The sequence below is a fragment of the Actinoplanes sandaracinus genome, assembly GCF_030009775.1.
Lineage (GTDB): Bacteria > Actinomycetota > Actinomycetes > Mycobacteriales > Micromonosporaceae > Actinoplanes > Actinoplanes sandaracinus.
Genome location: NZ_JASCTH010000018.1, coordinates 178,918 through 196,657, shown reverse-complemented (window position 1 = coordinate 196,657; position 17,740 = coordinate 178,918). Strand labels below are relative to the sequence as shown.

Annotated in this window: 13 protein-coding genes; 8 read left to right on the top strand and 5 right to left on the bottom strand. The window is 71.2% G+C overall.

The window, feature by feature from the left end:
• Positions 1–292: 292 nt before the first annotated feature.
• Positions 293–628: a spore photoproduct lyase family protein gene (locus tag QLQ12_RS26830; protein ID WP_282763259.1), complete on the bottom strand. Its 336-nt coding sequence runs from the start codon at positions 626–628 to the stop codon at positions 293–295.
• A gap of 180 nt (positions 629–808) precedes the next feature.
• Between QLQ12_RS26830 and QLQ12_RS26825 the strand changes: the two genes are divergently transcribed.
• The gene (locus tag QLQ12_RS26825; RefSeq protein ID WP_282763258.1) at positions 809–2,164 is read left to right on the top strand and encodes a hypothetical protein; all 1,356 of its coding nucleotides are present in this window, start codon (positions 809–811) and stop codon (positions 2,162–2,164) included.
• Between the two features lie 29 nt (positions 2,165–2,193).
• On the top strand, positions 2,194–4,134 hold the full coding sequence (locus QLQ12_RS26820; protein WP_282763257.1) for a hybrid sensor histidine kinase/response regulator: 1,941 nt from the start codon (positions 2,194–2,196) through the stop codon (positions 4,132–4,134).
• 27 nt (positions 4,135–4,161) lie between these two features.
• Here the strand turns inward: QLQ12_RS26820 and QLQ12_RS26815 are convergent, their stop codons facing one another.
• The gene (locus QLQ12_RS26815) at positions 4,162–5,007 is read right to left on the bottom strand and encodes a transporter substrate-binding domain-containing protein (protein WP_282763256.1); all 846 of its coding nucleotides are present in this window, start codon (positions 5,005–5,007) and stop codon (positions 4,162–4,164) included.
• Positions 5,008–5,122: 115 nt separating this feature from the next.
• Between QLQ12_RS26815 and QLQ12_RS26810 the strand changes: the two genes are divergently transcribed.
• The gene (locus QLQ12_RS26810; RefSeq protein ID WP_282763254.1) at positions 5,123–6,700 is read left to right on the top strand and encodes a methyl-accepting chemotaxis protein; all 1,578 of its coding nucleotides are present in this window, start codon (positions 5,123–5,125) and stop codon (positions 6,698–6,700) included.
• A 133-nt stretch (positions 6,701–6,833) separates the two neighbouring features.
• On the opposite strand, the gene QLQ12_RS26805 is transcribed toward QLQ12_RS26810, so the two are convergent.
• On the bottom strand, positions 6,834–8,855 hold the full coding sequence (locus tag QLQ12_RS26805) for a SpoIIE family protein phosphatase (protein WP_282763253.1): 2,022 nt from the start codon (positions 8,853–8,855) through the stop codon (positions 6,834–6,836).
• Between the two features lie 303 nt (positions 8,856–9,158).
• Between QLQ12_RS26805 and QLQ12_RS26800 the strand changes: the two genes are divergently transcribed.
• From QLQ12_RS26800 to glgX, 3 genes are all read left to right on the top strand, one after another.
• Complete coding sequence (locus tag QLQ12_RS26800) at positions 9,159–10,184, top strand: ATP-binding protein (protein ID WP_282763252.1); 1,026 nt, start codon at positions 9,159–9,161, stop codon at positions 10,182–10,184.
• Positions 10,181–11,569: a sensor domain-containing phosphodiesterase gene (locus tag QLQ12_RS26795; protein WP_282763251.1), complete on the top strand. Its 1,389-nt coding sequence runs from the start codon at positions 10,181–10,183 to the stop codon at positions 11,567–11,569. Before QLQ12_RS26800 ends, QLQ12_RS26795 begins: the two co-directional genes overlap by 4 nt.
• Before the next feature lie 104 nt (positions 11,570–11,673).
• The gene (glgX, locus tag QLQ12_RS26790) at positions 11,674–13,782 is read left to right on the top strand and encodes a glycogen debranching protein GlgX (protein WP_282763250.1); all 2,109 of its coding nucleotides are present in this window, start codon (positions 11,674–11,676) and stop codon (positions 13,780–13,782) included.
• 1 nt (position 13,783) lies between these two features.
• Here the strand turns inward: glgX and QLQ12_RS26785 are convergent, their stop codons facing one another.
• A complete protein-coding gene (locus tag QLQ12_RS26785; protein ID WP_282763249.1) occupies positions 13,784–14,125 on the bottom strand; it encodes a VOC family protein in 342 nt (113 codons plus the stop codon).
• The gene (locus QLQ12_RS26780; RefSeq protein WP_282763248.1) at positions 14,122–14,481 is read right to left on the bottom strand and encodes a MerR family transcriptional regulator; all 360 of its coding nucleotides are present in this window, start codon (positions 14,479–14,481) and stop codon (positions 14,122–14,124) included. Before QLQ12_RS26780 ends, QLQ12_RS26785 begins: the two co-directional genes overlap by 4 nt.
• A 78-nt stretch (positions 14,482–14,559) precedes the next feature.
• Here QLQ12_RS26780 and QLQ12_RS26775 point away from each other — a divergent pair, with 78 nt between their 5' ends.
• Positions 14,560–15,666: a glycoside hydrolase family 32 protein gene (locus QLQ12_RS26775; RefSeq protein ID WP_282763247.1), complete on the top strand. Its 1,107-nt coding sequence runs from the start codon at positions 14,560–14,562 to the stop codon at positions 15,664–15,666.
• Positions 15,667–15,732: 66 nt separating this feature from the next.
• On the top strand, positions 15,733–17,739 hold the full coding sequence (locus tag QLQ12_RS26770; RefSeq protein ID WP_282763246.1) for a fibronectin type III domain-containing protein: 2,007 nt from the start codon (positions 15,733–15,735) through the stop codon (positions 17,737–17,739).
• Position 17,740: the final 1 nt, after the last annotated feature.

The following is a 17,740-nucleotide window of genomic DNA, read 5'->3' as shown; positions in this document are numbered from 1 at the left end:
ACGCCGCCCAGACGCGATCAGCATGGGTTAGTTGGTGAGCGCGGGTTCGAGTCCCGCCGACAGCGCATATCAAGCCACTCCCTTCGATCGGAACCAAGCAACCAGGAGCAGCCCCGAAACGGCCGTAGAGACGAGAAATGCCCCGACGGGGCTAATAGGGGCGCTGTCAGGGTCGGTTAGGTAGAACGGTGCCAGAGCCTCAAGGGTGGCGGCCACTCGTTCAGTGGTGTGGTTCATCGGAGGACTCCATCCCGTCACGACTCCGGCCGCGCGGGACACGTTGGCCAGGGAGTCAACAGCGGCTGGGGGTGCGCTCCGAGCGATTTTTGTAGCAATTGGCGCACGCCATCGCGCACCCGTTCGCCGTCGACGGCGCGATGAAATCGGCGGACCGTCCGTTCGGCCGTGCCGTCAGCGTCTTCTTGACTCCGAGGACGAGCGCCTCCCGCTTGATGCGCACCCAGCGCCGCACATTCGTCTCGTCCCCGTAGAGCTCGGGGATCCGCTGGTGACTCTCCACCTCGACGAGGGTCGCCTCCGGCCAGCGCGCCAGCACCTCCCGCCCTCGCGGCAGCTCGGCCGCGGCCGGCTCCAGGTAGATGCGCCGGATGTCCAGCAGTTCGCTCACGCCACGATTGTCCCCCCGAGCCCGGCCGCGCCCTCGGTGGCCTGTCGCAGGCGGATGTCTGGTTCGTGGTGTTCTGCCGATGAAACCGCCGTGCCGGGGCGTAACGTGCCGGACCGCCGATCATGCGGAAGGCGCAACTCGGCGGTGAGCGCCGTACTCACCCCCGCCGGTAATGAGCCGATGAGAACAGGTGAGACGTCCGCGGAGGTGATGGTCCGGATGGTTCCGGAACAGGTCGGCGACTGGGTGCTGCACGAACTGCCCCGGCTCAACCGGGCGATCCTGCAAGATCACGCTCCGCCCGAGCTGCTCGTCACCGAATTACGCGAGCACGTCCTCCGCCACCTGCCGGACGTCGCCCGGCTGACGCCGGCGCAGGCCCAGCAGCTAGTGGTTCATCTCGGGTTCGTCGGCGCCTCGGCGGCCCGCCACTATCAGGAGCACACCGAGGGTGGCACGGAACATCCGGAACGCGCGTTCGCCCCGCTCGTGGTCGGGGGTGAGCGGATCCCGTTCCGGTGCTACTTCGCCGCCCTGGCCGAGCACACCGGCACCGGCCACTACGACCGCGACAGCTACGCGTCGCTGGTGCGGTGGAACGTCGGCACGGTCCAGGTGCGCCTGGACGGCGAGGTGGTGGCCGAACTGCCCGGCGTCTTCGACGACGGGCGGATCCGCACCTACACCGGCACGCCGGGTGAGGAGCGCTTCTTCCTGCTGGTCAAGCAGGGCGAGACGCTGGAGATGGCGGTCAACTGCATCCTGGAGCCGCTCGGCCACGAGCACGCCGACCTGATCGGTGAGAACGCCCGGCACCGGGTGCGGGATGCCACCGTCCTGCTGGGTGAGCTGCGCCGCCTGTTCATCGACTTCGCGGCTCTGCCGTCGGACCAGACGATGGCCGCCGAGGTGTTCATGGACGTGTTCCGGCAGTTCGCCGCGCACTGGACCCCGGATGACATCCCACCCAGCGGCGCCCTGGACCCGGAGGCGCTGAAACGCGACTTCCTGCTCGGCATCGCCGAGCCGGGCTACGACCAGCAGGCCCGGCGTCTGTTTCCGGCTCTGCTCGAACGAGAACGCGCGGATATCGGCGCCCTGTTGTGCGCGCCCACACTGCCGCAGAGGCTGCTCGCCGAGATCGGGACGAACGAGTCGGCTCTGCGGCTGTCCGACGACGGCGACCTGCGCCGGCTGGTCGCCCACCACCCGGCGCTGATCGACTGGTACCGGCTGCTCGCCATGCACGCCCGGGTCTCCGGGGCGCACCTCATGTTGAGTAAGAAGTTCCTGTTCAAGCCGCAGCGGCAGCGTGACGAGGCCGGGCTCGGCGACCGGCTCCTGGTCTCCAACCGGGCCGGCACGACCGGAATGACGGAGACCTTCCTGGATCGGCTCACCCGGGCTCGCCAGAACCACGCGCTCGCCGCGCTGCGCCCGGTGCTGATTGCGGAAAACCTGGAAAGGGCGCCGGATCCGGGAGTACGTTCCGGACGGGGAACGGCCGCGCCGGTCGTGCTGGAACTGACCGGATGATCGAAACAGTCGACGGAGCCGGGGGTGGGGTGAAAGCTCGAGCCGGTGCCGGAGGGCGCCAGGACACCCGCCAGCCGATGCCCGGGCTCGGCCGCGACCAGTTGATGGCTCTGATCGACCACACCTCCGCGGTGATCTACATGCGGGACTCCAGCGGGCGGTACCTGCTGGTCAACCGGGAGTACGAGCGCCTGTTCGGCCTGCGCCGCGAAGACATCGTGGGACTCACCGACCACGACCTGTTCCCGCTGGACGTCGCCGACGCGTTCCGTGACAACGACCGGCATGCGCTGGCCGGGGGCGTGCCGATCCAGATGGAGGAGCGCGTGCCCGGCGACGACGGCATGCGCATCTACCTGACCGTCAAGTTCCCGCTGATCGACAACGAGGGCACCCCGTACGCGGTGGCCGGCATCTCCACCGACATCACCGAACGCAGCCGGGCCGAGGCCGCCCTGCGCGACAGCGAGGAGCGGTTCCGCCTGCTCACCGAGCACGCCCAGGACATCATCTTCCGCTACCGGCTGGGCCCCGCCCCGGCGATGGAGTACCTGAGCCGGGCCGTCGAGCCGATCACCGGCTTCACGGCCACCGACTTCTACGCCGATCCCCGGTTGATCGTGAACCAGGTCGAGCCCGAGGACCGGCCGGCCTTCGAGGCGTCGTGGCAGGCCCTGCGAGCCCGGACCATCACCTTCCGCCTGCGCCGCCGCGACGGCGAGGTGGTCTGGATCGAGCAGCGGGCCAGCGCGGTCACCGACGGCTCCGGCGCCCTCGTCGCCGTCGAGGGCATCCTGCGCGACGTCAGCGAGCGGATGGCCGCCGAACGGGAACGCGCCGAGCTCGAACAGCAGTTGCGCCAGTCCGAACGGCTCGACTCACTCGGCCAGCTCGCCGGTGGTATCGCCCACGACTTCAACAACATCCTGGCGGTGATCTCCGGGTACGCCGACATGCTGGTCGACGAGCTCACCGACGACCACCCCAGCCGGGCGGACGCGGCCGGCATCAAGCAGGCCGCCTCCCGGGGCGCCGCGCTGACCCGCCAGTTGCTCCTGTTCAGCCGCTCCGAACCGTCGCAGGCCGAGCTGCTCGACCTCAACGCCGTCGCGTCGGACATGCTGCGGCTGCTCGCCCGCACGCTCGGTGAGGACATCGAACTCGGCACGGTGCTGGTCCCCGATCTCCCGCCGGTCGTCATGGACCGCAGCAAACTGGAGCAGGTCCTGATGAACGCCGTGCTCAACGCACGTGCCGCCATGCCGTCCGGCGGTCGGCTGACGCTCAGCACCAGCCTCGAACACGACGGCGGGGGCGGCAACCAGGTCTGTCTCGCGGTGACCGACACCGGCTGCGGGATGACGCCGGAGGTCATGGCACGCGCCTTCGAGCCGTTCTTCACGACCAAGGGCCGGGGGAGCGGCACCGGGCTGGGACTGGCCACCGCGTACGGGGTGGTCACCGACGCGGGCGGCACGATCAGCCTGGAGTCGGAGCCGGGCCGGGGCACGACCCTGCGGGTCCGCCTGCCCGCCAGCGCCGAGAACGCGCCCGGAGTCAGCCCGGCCGCGCCGCAGGCGGCCGCCTCGGCCGGCGACGGCCGGCGGATCCTGGTGGTCGAGGACGAGGAGGCGGTCCGCGACATCGTCTGCCGCCTGCTCGCCAAGGCGGGCTACCAGGTGTTCGCGGCCCCGCACCCGGCCGAGGCCCTGCGCATGTGCCGCGATGACGCGCTCGCGTTCGACGTCCTGCTCACCGATGTGATCATGCCCGGCATGTCGGGCACCCAACTCTCCGCCGAACTGCGGCGGGACCGCCCTGGGCTGCCGGTGCTGTTCATGTCCGGTTACACCAGCGGCCCGGCGCCCGGCGGCCAGGAGATGCCCGCCGACGCGCCGTTGATCCGCAAGCCGTTCGAGAAGCAGACCCTGCTCAACGAGGTGCACCGGCTGATCGCCGAGCGTTTGTGACCCCGGTCGGCGGCGCGGGCGGGCCGGTCAGGCGCCGCCGTTGATGGCGCCGGTACGCAGCGCGCCTTCCTTGACCTTCCACTTGTTCAGCAGCGCGTCGTAGGTGCCGTCGTTGATCATGGCGTAGAGCGCTGTCTGCACCGCCGCGGTGAGCGTCTCGCGGTCCTTGGCGACGCCGATGCCGTAGGGGATCGCCTCGATCTGCGGACCGGACAACTCCAGCGTCGTCATCTTCTCGACGTCCAGCGCCGCGATCGGGAAGTCGTTGAGAGCGGCGTCGGCCTTCTTGTCCCGCACGTCCGCCGACGGGCTGTTGCTCAGCACGATCTTGAGGTCCTTGCCTCCGCAGGCACTGCTCTGCGCGCGGGCCATGTCGACGAAGACGGTCTCCGGCTGGGCGGCGACACGCCGGCCGCAGAGGCCGGGCATGCCACCGATGTCACCGACGCCTTTGGGCACGACGATGGAGGTGCCCGCGTTGAGGTAGTCGATGAAGTCGGCCTTCTCCTGCCGCTGAGACCGGTCGAACATCGACGAGATCGAGAAGTCGATGTCGTGGTTCTTCACCTTGTCGAGGAGTTCGCCGAAGGACACGGTCTGCCACTCGACGGTCAGCCCCAGCTTGCCGGCGATCGCCTCGGCGATGTCGATGTCCAGGCCCGTGTAGGTGGCGCCCTTCTTGAAGGTCATCGGCTCGAAGGTGGGGTCGGTGCCCCCGGTGATGGTGCCCTTCTTCGTGATGTCCTCGGGCAGAGCGGCCCGCGCCTCGGCGAGACGGTCGATGGGTTCACCGGCTTCGTCCTGTGTGCTCGTACATCCGGCGCCGGCCGAGACGACGAGTGTGACAACAAGTGCCAAGGCAACGATGCGCATGACGACCCTCCGCGAGACATCTGTACCTCTCCCGTCGGCGTCGGGCGGCCGCTCATTAGCCGAATTCACCTTTTGCGTATGGATGACACGTTACGGTGCGTCAGGGGAGGCAACCGTGACCTTTACCATTCGACGTCAGATCGCGGCCTTGGCGGCAGCGGGCTTCGTGCTGGTCATCGTGGCCGGTGCGATCGGATACCGGGGCACCGCGGCGATCGCTGATCAGCAGGCGACCGCTCGTAACGCCGCGACGGCGCTGACGGCCGCCCAGTCGGTCGACATGGCGCGGGCACTGTTCCGTGGCAACATCCTCGCGACGCTGGTGACCAACAACGCCACCGAACGCCAGACGGTGCTCGACCTGCTCGGGCAGAACGTCGCCCAGGCGCGGGCCGGTGTCGACGAGGTGATCCGGTACCTGCCCGAGGTGCGGCCGTCGGCGGACGCGGTGCTGCCGGTCCTGAACGAGCTGATCGCTTCCGGCCAGCGCATCGTCACCCTGGCGAGCCGGGTGGCGTCCGACCCGACCCGGAAGGCGGCGCTGGCCGCCCGCCCGGCGTACGACACCGTCGACGCCAAGGCCGCCGAGACGCTGAGCAAGCTCACCGAGGCGATCAAACTCAAGGTGAAGGAGTCGTACGAGAACGCGACCTCCGTCGCGCGCGGCGCGCAGACCATGACGGTGATCACCTGTCTTCTGGCCGCGTTGCTGCTGGGCGGGTCGGCGCTCATGCTCGCCCGCCGGATCGCGCGGCGGATGGACCACAGCCTGTCGGCGGCCCGCTCCATCGCCGAGTACGACCTCACCGTCGACGCCTCCCTGCCCGGCGGCGACGAGCTGGCGCAACTGGGCAACAGCCTGAACGCCATCGTCGGATCGCTGCGTGCCGCGATGGTCGAGATCGGCGGCAACGCCAACTCGGTGGCCGCCGCGTCGGAGGAGCTGACCGCGACCAGCCGCCAGCTCTCCGCGGGCGCGGGCACGGCGTCGAACGAAGCCGCCCAGGCCAGCCTCGAGATCACGCAGGTGACCGCGAGCGTCAGCGAGGCGACATCGGCGGCGCAGGGCCTGGAGTCGTCGATCGAGGAGATCACCTCAGCCGTGAGTGAGGCCGCCGCGGTGGCCCGGGAGGCGGTGGAGCTGGCCAACACGACCAATCAGACGATCGAACGGCTGCGCAGCTCCAGCGAGGAGGTCTCGGCCGTGGTCAGCATCATCACCGCCATCGCCGAGCAGACGAACCTGCTGGCCCTCAACGCGACGATCGAGGCGGCCCGGGCCGGCGAACACGGCAAGGGCTTCGCGGTGGTGGCCGGCGAGGTGAAGGACCTGTCCCAGGAGACGGCGTCCGCGACCGGCGACATCTCGGCGAAGGTCGCGGCGATGCAGCGCGACACCGCCGGGGCGTTCGAGGCGATCACCCGCATCAGCCAGGTCATCGACCGCATCGACCAGTTGCAGAACGCGATCAGCGGCGCGGTGGAGAACCAGACGTTCGCCACCGGGCAGATCGTGACGAGCGTGAACACGGCCGTCCACTCCGCCGGGGGAGTGGCCGGTTCCATCAACAGCGTCGCCGAGGCGACGACGCTGACGCACGAGGCGGCCAGCCAGACCGAGGCGGCGGCCACCGAGCTGGCCATGTTGTCCCACCAGTTGCGGCTGGTCTCCGACCGCTTCCGGCACTCCTGACAGCCCCGGCCGCGCCGGGAGCGGGCCGCGGGGCCGTACCCGCCCCGGATCGCGCCCCCGGGATCGCCTGCCCGGGATCGTGCCCGGCATCGCGCTCTCGGTCTGCGCGGCCGGTCAGGGCCACGGCGCCCGCTCAGGCGGGTGGTCCGGCGCCGACGGTGAGAGCCAGGATCGCCACGTCGTCCCGGCGGGGCGCCGGTCCGACGCCGGCGCTCAGGATGTGGTCTATCACGGCATGCGGGTCCCCGGCCGGTGCCGATCGCACCGCCGCGCACAGGTCGGCCATGCCCTGGTCGATCGTGTGTTGCCGGTCCTCGACCAGGCCGTCGGTGTAGAGCACGAGGTCGCTGTGGGCCGGCAGCACGAAATCGGTGTCGTGGTAACGGGCGCCGCGGACACCCAGCGGCGGCCCGGCCCGCAGCTCCACCTGGCGGGCGTCGTCGCCGGTGCGCAGAACCGGGGGCGGATGCCCGGCCAGCACCCCGGTCCCGGTGCCCTCGGCCAGGCGCAGCTCCAGGTAGCAACAGGTCGCCATGGCATCGGGCTCCAGCCGGATCAGCAGTTCGTTCACCCGCCGCATCACCGCCGCCGGGCTGTGGCCGTCGACGGCGTAGGCGCGCAGCACGTTGCGCAACTGTCCCATCGTCGCGGCGGCCTTGACACTGTGCCCGGCGACGTCCCCGATCACCAGCGCACAGGCGTCCGGACCGAGCGGGATGACGTCGTACCAGTCGCCGCCGACGTCCGCGCCGTGGGTCCACGGGAGATAGCGCACCGCGTGCCGCGCACCGCGCAACGTGGGCAGCGCGGCCGGCAGCAACGCCCGCTGCAGGTCCGCGGCGATCGACATCTGCGCCTGGAACAGCAGGGACCGTTGCAGCGCCTGGGCGGCGAGCCGGCTGAACGCCATCAGGTCGTCGCGCTCGTCGGCGTCGAAGGCCCGCGGTCGCGCGTAACCGATGACGAGTGTGCCGAGCACCTGACCGCCGGTGCTGAGCGGGAGAAACGCCCACGCCTGGCGTCCGCCCCCGGAGACCGCGGTGCCGGGGTCCGGCTGCGCGGCGGCGAACGCGGCCGGTGAGCCGAGGTACCGCGGCTCACCGGTGACGCTCACCCGCGCCGCCGGGTACGGGTGCGACAGAGGCAACTCGCGGAGCTGTTCGACGACGTCGGGTTCGTAGCCGGCGTGGTAGCGCAGCACCAGACGGCCGTCCTCGACGAGCAGCACCACCAGGCCGTGCCCGCCCGCGGACGGCCGCACCACGGCGCCGATGGCCGCGTAGACCTGGTCCGGGGTGCTCGCCGTGACCAGCGCCGCGGTCACGGCCTGCAGCGCCGCGGTGCGCACCGCCGCCGCCCGCACCGCGGCCGCGCTGCGCGCGATCTGCTCCTGATGGTCGATGTGTTCGGTGATGTCCCGGTACGAGACGGCGACCACATCGACACCGACCCGGGCGAGCTTCAGTTCCCACACCTGGGTGGCATGGGGTGACGTCAGCTGTTCCTGCCACACCTCGCCGCTGTCGGCCACCTGGCACAGCGGGCCGAACAAGCTGGCCGCCGCCTCGCCGTCGGACTCCCGCAGGCTGCCGCCGACGAGGTCCTCCACCGTGCGCCCGGCCAGTTTGGCGCCGGCCTGGTTGACGTACTCGCGGATGAAGTCGACGATCGCGCCGGCATCGTCGCGGACCGCGCGCAGCAGAGCGAATCCGTCGAACGCCGCGTCGAGGGCGTCGTACAGATGCGCTCCGGCGGCCGTCTCCAGGCCGAGGGTCAATTTCGTCAGGTCGACGAACCGGGCCACGAATCCGTCGCCGAACGGCACGACCCGGAACTCGAAGTGCCCGGACAGGCTGCTCCGGTCGTAGTACACCGTGCGGGTCACGGGCACACGGTCGCTGACGACCTGCCGGTACAGGGGCAGCGTGCCGTCGGTGACCGTGTCCGGCCACAGATCCCGGTACGTCCGCCCGATCAACTCGTCCCGAGGACGGCCCAGAAACCGTGCTCCGGCGTCGTTGAGGTGAACCAGGGTGAAGTCGACGATCGTGCCGTCGTCGCCGCGCACCGAGCGGGCCAGCGCGCATCCATGGGGGTCAGCGTCGAGCAGGGCGCGAACGTCCGCCAAGGGAGCGGTGTCCGGGCTGTCCGCCATGCACTGCCACCCCTCTGCGACCTCATCGCCGACAGCCTACGCCCACGCCGGGCGGCATCCCGTCGCCCGATCGAGGCAGCCATCGGCGGGGCGGGGCCGGGTGCCGGACGGCCACCACGGGCGGCGGGCGCCGCGGCGAGCCTCCGACTACCGGCGGCCGATGGGTGTGCGCCGCTCCGGCTGGGGTACCGATGTCGGTGTCCGCCTTCGGCGGCGCACACCGGTCCCTCTACCGGAGGATCTGAAGAAGATTGCGATCATGACCACTGGCGTACGGACCACAGCGGCCGCGATGGTCCGGCGATGAGCGTGGACCAGGCGGCCGACCGGCGTGTGCTGGAGTTCGCCCACACCGCGCTGATCGTCGGCGCGGACCGTGACCTGCCGTCCGTGCTGGTGCCGGAGCTGCACCGCTCGGCGGAGATCTACGACGAGGTGCTGCTGGTCGTCAGCGCCCAGACCCGCGCCGCGCTGGCCGACGCCGCCGCCGAAGTGCGCCCCGATGTGGTGAGCTGGGGCGAGCCCGCCGCGTTCTACCAGCGGCTCGGCTCCGCCTACGAGGCGTTCCGCCGCTGTCTGACCGCACAGCACCAGGCCGGCCGCCGGCTGCACGTGATCGCCGAACCCGACCTGGCCGCCGCCGTGGATCCCGGGTTCCGTGCCGAACGGACCACGGCCTATCTGGCGTACGAAGCGGTCTGCAACGACACGTACGCGATCGGCGGATCCGCGGTGACCTGCATCTGGGACAGCCGCGACCACCAGGACACCGTCATCGACGGGATACGCGCCACGCACGCGTACGAACTCACCTCCACCGGACCGGCCCCGTCCCCGCGTCACCTGCCTCCCGAGCGATACCTGGCCGAACGGCACGACGTGCCGGCGCGGCCGGCGCCCTCGCGCCCCGACCGCGACGTGACGCTGCACGAGTTCGCCGAACTCGGCGTCCTGCGCTCGGTCATGGGGACCTGGGCCGCCGGGCACGACGTCGCCGAGGAAGGGGCGGAGGACCTCGTGGTGGCGGTGATCGAGGTGGCGACCAACGGATTGCGACACGGCCAGGCCCCGGTCCGGGTCCGCGCCTGGCGCGACGGCGACACTCTGCTCGTCCAGTGCGACGACACCGGGGACCAGCCGATCCCGGCCACCGCCGGCTACTACCGGCCCCAGCCGCTCGCCGTGACGGCCGGCGGCCGCGGTCTGTGGCTGGCCCGTCAACTGGCCGACGTGGTCACCGTGTCCTCGGCGCCCGGCCGCACCTCGGTTCGGCTGCACTTCCCGCGGCAGCTCATGCGGCTCCGCTTCCCGCCGATCAGCAGGAGGTGAAGGAGACCGCTCCGTCCGGCGACGCCGCTGAGCTGCTGCGTACGCGAAGTGTCGTGTCGTCCGCGGTCACCGTGCTGGCGGTGAGCATGGTCGTCGCTCTGGTCTCTTACGCGTGGGACTGGATCGACGTGCTGGTCAGCGGTGACACCATCGAGCCCGACGAGTGGCTCGGCCTCGTCGGCGTCGCGTGGCTGCCGTTGGCCGCGGCCACCACCGTCCGCCTGGTGCGTTTCAACCGCAGCCTCGCCGCCCGGGTCGAGGAGGCGGTGGAGGCCTTCCGCGACACCGTGCACACCGCGCACGGCTGGGTGTGGCAGGTCGACGCCGACCTCCGGATCACCTACAGCAGCGACGGCGTGGGCGCGATGCTGGGATACGACGCGCGGGAGATCGCCGGGCGCGACGTCCGGGAACTGCTGGACCGCGACCCGGCGGACGCCGCGCACGCCTTCGACACCTCGGCGCGGCAGGACTGGACCAGCAGCGCCATTCACCGGGACGGCACGGTCCGTACCCTCAGCAGCACCGCGACACCGGTGTACGGCGCCGGGGCCCGCCTCGTGGGCTATCGCGGCTTCAGCGCCGACGTCACCTGGGAGGCGGCTGCCGCCTCGGCGGAGCAACGCCTCCAGGACGAGAAGGCGCAGATCCGGGCCCGCATCGAGCACAGCATCCGGGATGCCGGGGCGCTGGAGATCGTCCTGCAGCCGATCGTCGACCTCGACCGGCACGAGATCGCCGGGATGGAGGCGCTGGCGCGGTTCACCTCGGAGCCGTATCGGACGCCCGACGTCTGGTTCGCCGAGGCGTGGCAGGTGGGCCTCGGCGTCGACCTGGAGATGCACGCGGTGGAGTCCGCGTGCCGGCGCCTGCCCGGCCTGCCCGGCCACGCGTACCTGGCGGTCAACGTCTCGGCGCAGACGATCCTGGACCCCCGGTTCCATCGCCTGCTCGCCGGGCTCGGCGATCAGGCGGCGCGGCTGGTGATCGAGGTGACCGAACACGTCGCGGTCGACGATTACGACACGCTGGCCGAGACGATGCGGCGGGTCCGCGCCACCGGCGCGCGGCTGGCGGTCGACGACGCCGGCGCCGGCTATGCCTCGATGCAGCACATCCTGCGGCTGCGCCCGGACATCGTCAAACTCGACCGCAGCATCATCGCCGACAGTGACCAGGACCCCGCCCGGCGGGCCCTGATCGGCGCGATGTGCAACTTCGGGACGTCGCTGGGCGTGACCGTCGTCGCCGAAGGCGTGGAGACCGGCGCCGAACTCGCCGTCCTGACCGAGGAGGGCCTGCACCACGCCCAGGGCTACTACCTGAGCAGACCGGCCACCGACCCGCATGTCACCTGGCCGCCCGACCGGTTACAGGCGGCGTGACCACCGATCCATCACGACGCCTCTGACGCCGGCGGCCGGAGATCGCAGGCCCGGGGACGCGGGTCACAGTTTTCCCCCGGGTGCGGACGGGGCAAGGTTGGCCCATGCATATCTGGCCGGGCAACCCGTACCCGCTGGGCGCCACCTACGACGGTGGCGGTACCAATTTCGCGCTCTTCTCCGAGGCCGCCTCCCGGGTCGAACTCTGCCTGTTCGACGACGACGGCACCGAGACCCGTATCGACCTGCCGGAACGTGAGGCGCTGGTCTGGCACGGGTACCTGCCGAGGGTGGTGCCGGGCCAGCGGTACGGCTACCGGGTGCACGGCCCCTACGACCCGTCGCGAGGGCTGCGGTGCAACCCGGGAAAGCTGCTGCTCGACCCGTACGCGAAAGCGATCGACGGGGACTACCGGTGGGATCAGGCGCTGTTCTCCTACGACTTCGGTGACCCCGCAAGCTACAACGATCAGGACTCGGCGCCCTTCTCCCCCCGTTCGGTCGTGATAAACCCCTATTTCGACTGGGGCAACGACCGGCCGCTGAAGATCCCGATGTGGCAGACGGTCATCTATGAAGCTCACGTCAAGGGCATGACGATCCGGCACCCCAACATCCCCGATGACGTACGGGGCACGTACTCCGGCCTGGCCCACCCGGTGATGATCAAGTACTTGAAGGAGCTCGGCGTCACCGCGGTGGAGCTGATGCCGGTTCACCAGTTCGTGCACGACAGCGGGCTGACCGAGCGGGGCCTGACGAACTACTGGGGTTACAACACGATCGGGTTCTTCGCCCCGCACAACGGCTACTCGTCGTTCCCCGAGGGCGGCGGTCAGGTGCAGGAGTTCAAGGCGATGGTCAAGGCCCTGCACCAGGCGGGGATCGAGGTCATCCTGGACGTGGTCTACAACCACACGGCCGAGGGCAACCACCTCGGGCCGACGTTGTCGTTCCGGGGTATCGACAATCCGGCCTACTACCGGCTCGTCGACGAGGACAAGCAGTACTACTACGACACCACCGGCACCGGCAACAGCCTCAACGTGCGCCACCACGAGTCGCTGCGGCTGATCATGGATTCGCTGCGGTACTGGGTGACCGAGATGCACGTCGACGGGTTCCGGTTCGACCTGGCCGCCGCCCTGGCCCGGGAGTTCCACGAGGTGGACCGGCTGGCGGCGTTCTTCGACCTGGTCAACCAGGACCCGGTGGTGTCGCAGGTGAAGCTGATCGCCGAGCCGTGGGACGTCGGCGACGGCGGCTACCAGGTCGGTGGGTTCCCGCCGAACTGGACGGAGTGGAACGGCAAGTACCGCGACTCGGTGCGCGACTTCTGGCGTGGCGAGCCGTCCAGCCTGGGCGAGTTCGCGTCCCGGTTCACCGGCAGCTCCGACCTCTACGAGGTCGACGGGCGCCGGCCGATCGCGTCGATCAACTTCGTGACCGCGCACGACGGGTTCACCATGCACGACCTGGTGTCGTACAACGAGAAGCACAACGACGGCAACGGCGAGGGCAACCGTGACGGCGAGAGCCACAACCGGTCGTGGAACTGCGGTGTCGAGGGCGAGACCGACGACCCTGACATCGTCACCCTGCGCGAGCGGCAGAAACGCAACTTCCTGGCCACCCTGCTGCTGAGCCAGGGCGTGCCGATGATCTCCCACGGCGACGAGCTCGGCCGTACCCAGCGCGGCAACAACAACGTGTACTGCCAGGACAGCGAGATCGCCTGGGTGGACTGGGAGGGCGCCCGGCTCGAGGACGTGCTCACCAGCTTCACCCGCAAACTGCTGAAACTGCGGGCCGAGCATCCGATCTTCCGGCGCCGGCGGTTCTTCACCGGCGACCCGGCCGGTGACTCGAAGCTGCCGGACATCGCCTGGCTGCGCCGCGACGGCGAGGTGATGACCGAGTCCGACTGGAACACCCGCAGCGGCATGACGATGACCGTCTTCCTGAACGGGCACGGCATCCCGGAACGCGACGCCCTCGGCGAGGAGATCAGGGACGACTCGTTCCTGCTGTTGTTCAACCCGCTCGACGAGGACGTGGCGTTCACCCTGCCGGACCGCGATTACGGCCGGACCTGGGAGATCGCCGCGAACACCGCCGACCCGTTGCTGGCCACCCGGCGCAAGACCACCCGCGCCGGGGGACAGCTCGCGGTCCAGCGGCACAGCATGGTCGTGCTGCGCTGCCGTTACTGAGTCACAGCTCCACGCAGAAGACGTTTCCCTCGGGGTCTTCCATGACGGTCAGCTCGCCCGGCGTCACCACGGTGGCGCCGAGCGCCGTCAGCCGCCGCACCTCGGCCGGCACGTCCCCGCCCGGGGCGCGCAGGTCGAAGTGCAGCCGGTTCTTGGCGGTCCTCGGCTCGGGCACCCGCTGGAACCACAGGTTCGGGCCGCCCCAGCCGGGAGCCTCCACGTAGGCCTTGTCGCTGGTGGCGTCCTCGTCCAGTTCCCCGCCGAGGGCGGCGGCCCAGAACCGGGCGACCACCAGCGCGTCGGCACAGTCGAAGGTCAGGCTCTTCACCCAGGACACCGTCATCGGGCCACCGACCGGTACCAGGCGATCTTCTCGCGCACCCGCTGCTGTTCCAACCGCAACCGCTCCACCTTCTCGTCGATCTCCCGGTCGTGTTCCTCCAGCAGCGCGGTGCGCCGGTCGGCGGCCGCGTCGCCCTCCTGCAGCAACTCGGCGAAGCGGCGCAGCCGCGCGATCGGCATCCCCGAGTCGCGCAGACAGCGCAGCAGCCCGAGCCGGGACAGGTCGTCATCGGAGAACACTCGCCGGCCGCTCGACGTGCGCTGGATGCCGTGCAGCAGACCGATTTTCTCGTAGTAGCGGATCGTGTCGATGCTGACGCCGAGCCGCTCCGCCGTCTCACCCGGTGTGTATGGCACGGCGCCAGGGTAACCGCCTTCCCGCTTTGGCAGCCGTCCCCACTGGTGCCGGGGACCGTCGCGATGCCAGGCTGAGGCATGGAACGCGTAGCGCGCCCCCGGCTCCATTTCACCCCGCGTGCCGGCCGCGTCGGTGACCTCTTCGGTGTGTTGCTCTCCGGCGGCCGCTACCACCTCTACTACGAGCACCTGTCCGGGCAGGACCCGGCCTGGGGCTACGCGATCTCCGACGACCTGATCCTGTGGAGCGAGCAGGCCGTCAGCCCGCCGCCCGGCGAACCCGGCTCGGCCCGCTGCGGCACCGTCGTCGCCGGCCCGGAGGGCCCGGTGCTGTTCCACACCCGCTCCGACGGGCAGATCGCCCGGGCCGCCGCCCTGCCCGGCCTCGTCGGCTGGCGGCTCGACCCGGCCGGCCCGCTGCTCACCGGGCCGCCCGCCGGGGTCGCCGCGATGAACGACCCCTACGTCTGGTGGGCCGGCAGCGGCTGGCGGATGCTCCTCGGCGCCACGTTGCGCGGCGGGGCGGCGGGCGTCCTGCAATACCATTCCACCGATCTGCTGCACTGGGCGTACGACGGCGTGATCGTCTCCCGGGAGCGCGCGACCTGGGGCTGCCCGCGGCTCTTCCCGCTGGACGGCTCGTGGGTGCTGCTCGTCTCCACCGGTGACGAGGTGACGTACGCGATCGGCGGCTACGACGGCCTGCACTTCACCGCCCGCACGTGGGGCGCGTTCGGCCGCGGCCGCATGGGCCCCGCCGTCACGTTCGTGGACGCCGCCGGGCGCCGCTGTGTGCTCGCCCGCCTCGGTGACGCGGAGGGCCGGCCGGGGACGGTGTGGGCGGGCTCGCTCAGCCTTCCCTGGGTCCTGTCGGTCCGCGACGACCGGCTGATCGTCTCCCCGCATCCCAATCTCGACTCCTACCTGATCAGCGGCGGCACCGGTCTGACGGCCGCCGGGGGAGAGGTCCGCGACCACGGCGACCTGATCCTGACGATGCCCGCCGGCGGCGAGACGACCGTCTTCGCCGACGCCGACATCGTCGAGGTGACCGTCGAGGGCGTGAGTGGCCTGGGCGTGGCCCGCCGCACCGGCCCGACCGCCCCGGGTGTCCGTTTCGCCCGGTTTGGCTCGACCCCGGAGGGCCCCGGCGGCGTGCCTCGGCAGATCCACCCGCGAACTTAGTAAGTAACGACTCTGTGCTGCCGATCACGTCTCTGTCCGTCAAAGCAGACGTGAAGGGACAGCCGGATGCCGAGCCGACGCGCCGCGATCATCGTCGCGGCCGGAACCCTCGCCGCGGCGGTGCCGGCCGGAGCAGCCGCTCTCGCGGACACCCCCGACGACCTGCCGGCCGGCGCCTGGGCCCCCAGTTGCGCGGGCCCGGAGTCGGTCTACTGCATCGAGTCGGCGACGATCGTTCCGGTCAGCGGATCGTCCACGGCGCTCACCGGCGAGGGGCTCATCGCGTCCGCGGCCACCGTCTCCGACGACTCCGGCGACTGGGTGCGCTGGTCGGTCGACGGGTTCGCCGGAAAGACGGCGGCGGTCACCGGTGGCACGATCCGCCTGGTGATCAGGACCGGGACGTTCGTGCCGCGGTTCACCAACGCCGTGGCAGACGGTTTCCGGGCGGCCCGCACCGTGTCGGACGGCAGATATGCGCTCGCCCTCATCGGCCGGGCGGCCCCGGTGGCCTGGACCGGCGACGCCGACTGCGCGGCCGGCTTCTCCTGCGGTGACACCGACACGACGGCGGACCCGGCCGAGCACCGGTTCGAGGGCCGCACCCAGGACCTGGAGGGGTCGGCCGGCTCGTACACCACGGCGCTCGACGGGGCGTACCTCGCCACTGACGCGCAGGCCCGCGCCGACCTGCTGACCTACGACCCCGAGGGGCAGCCGCCGATCAGCCTGGGAGTGCTGGGCAACCCACACCTGGACGCGAACGGCGAGGCGGTGCGCAACTTCGTCACCCTGTTCCTGCCGGGCGCGTACTTCGCGGCCGCCTCCACCGATCCCACGACCGCTGTCGCCACCGGGTTCGACCTGGTCACCAGCGGAGAGGCGGCCGTGCATCAGCGGCTCACGGCCACGGTCTCGGACGGTGGCGTACGGATCGAGGCCCCCGACGTCGGACTCGGTGCGGACCTCGCGTCGGCGGCGCTGCACCGGCGCGCCTCACCAGCGACGCCCGGCGCGACCGCTCCCGGGCCGCCCCAGGCCGTCACCGTCACCGGCGGCACCGGCACCGCGACGGTGCGCTGGCGGGCGCCGCTGTCGAACGGTGGCTCGCCGGTGACCGGATACCGGATCCGTGCCTACAGCGCCTCCAGCGGCGGCAGCGTGGTGGCGTCCTGCGAGACGGCGGCGACCGGCTGCACGATCGCCGACCTGGTGGCCGACAGCGTCTATCACGTCGCGGTGAGCGCGGTGAACCAGTTCGGCGAGAGTGCTCCGGCCGCCCGCGCCGAGGTGCTGGCCGCGGTGACGGCGACACCGGCGCCACCTGATCCGGGCCCGCCGCTGATGAACCCAGGCCCCGCGCCGACGCTGCCCACCCCGCCGGCCTCACCGACGCCGACCGCGTCACCGACCCCGCCGGCCTCACCGGCGCCGAGCCGATCCCCCAGCACACCCGCGTCGCCCACGCCCACCCCGCCGGCTTCCGCGCAACCGGCGCCCCCGTCGGCTCCGCGTGCCGTCCGGCTCACTCCGGGCGTACGGGCGATCACCGTGACCTGGGACGATCCGGAGTCCGACGGTGGATCGCCGATCACCGGCCATGTGGTCCGCGCGTTCCGCGTCGCCACCGGCGGCAGCGCCGTGGCGGGCTGCCAGGCGACCGGCGGCACGAACTCCTGCGTGCTCACCGGCCTGACCGGCGGCGACCGGTTCTACGTCGCGGTGGCCGCGGTCAACAGCGCCGGCCGCGGCCCGGACCAGGGCATCCGGCCGGCGGCCACCGCCTGGGGCGTCGCGGGCAAACCCCGGTCGGTCTCCGCCAAGTCGTCCGGCAACAGGATCACCGTGACCTGGAAGGCGCCGGCGACCACCGGCGGCGCCGCGATCACCGGCTACCGGGCCGAAGTGTCCGGCGGGGGCGGACCGTCGCGCTGCACGGTCCCGGCGACCGGTCGCACCTGCTCCGTGAAAGGGCTCAAGGCCGGCCGCACCGTGACCGTGCGGGTCCTGGCCGTGAACGCGGCCGGCGTCTCGGCGCCCTCCGCGGCCGTCAAGGTCAAGGTCCGCGGCTGAA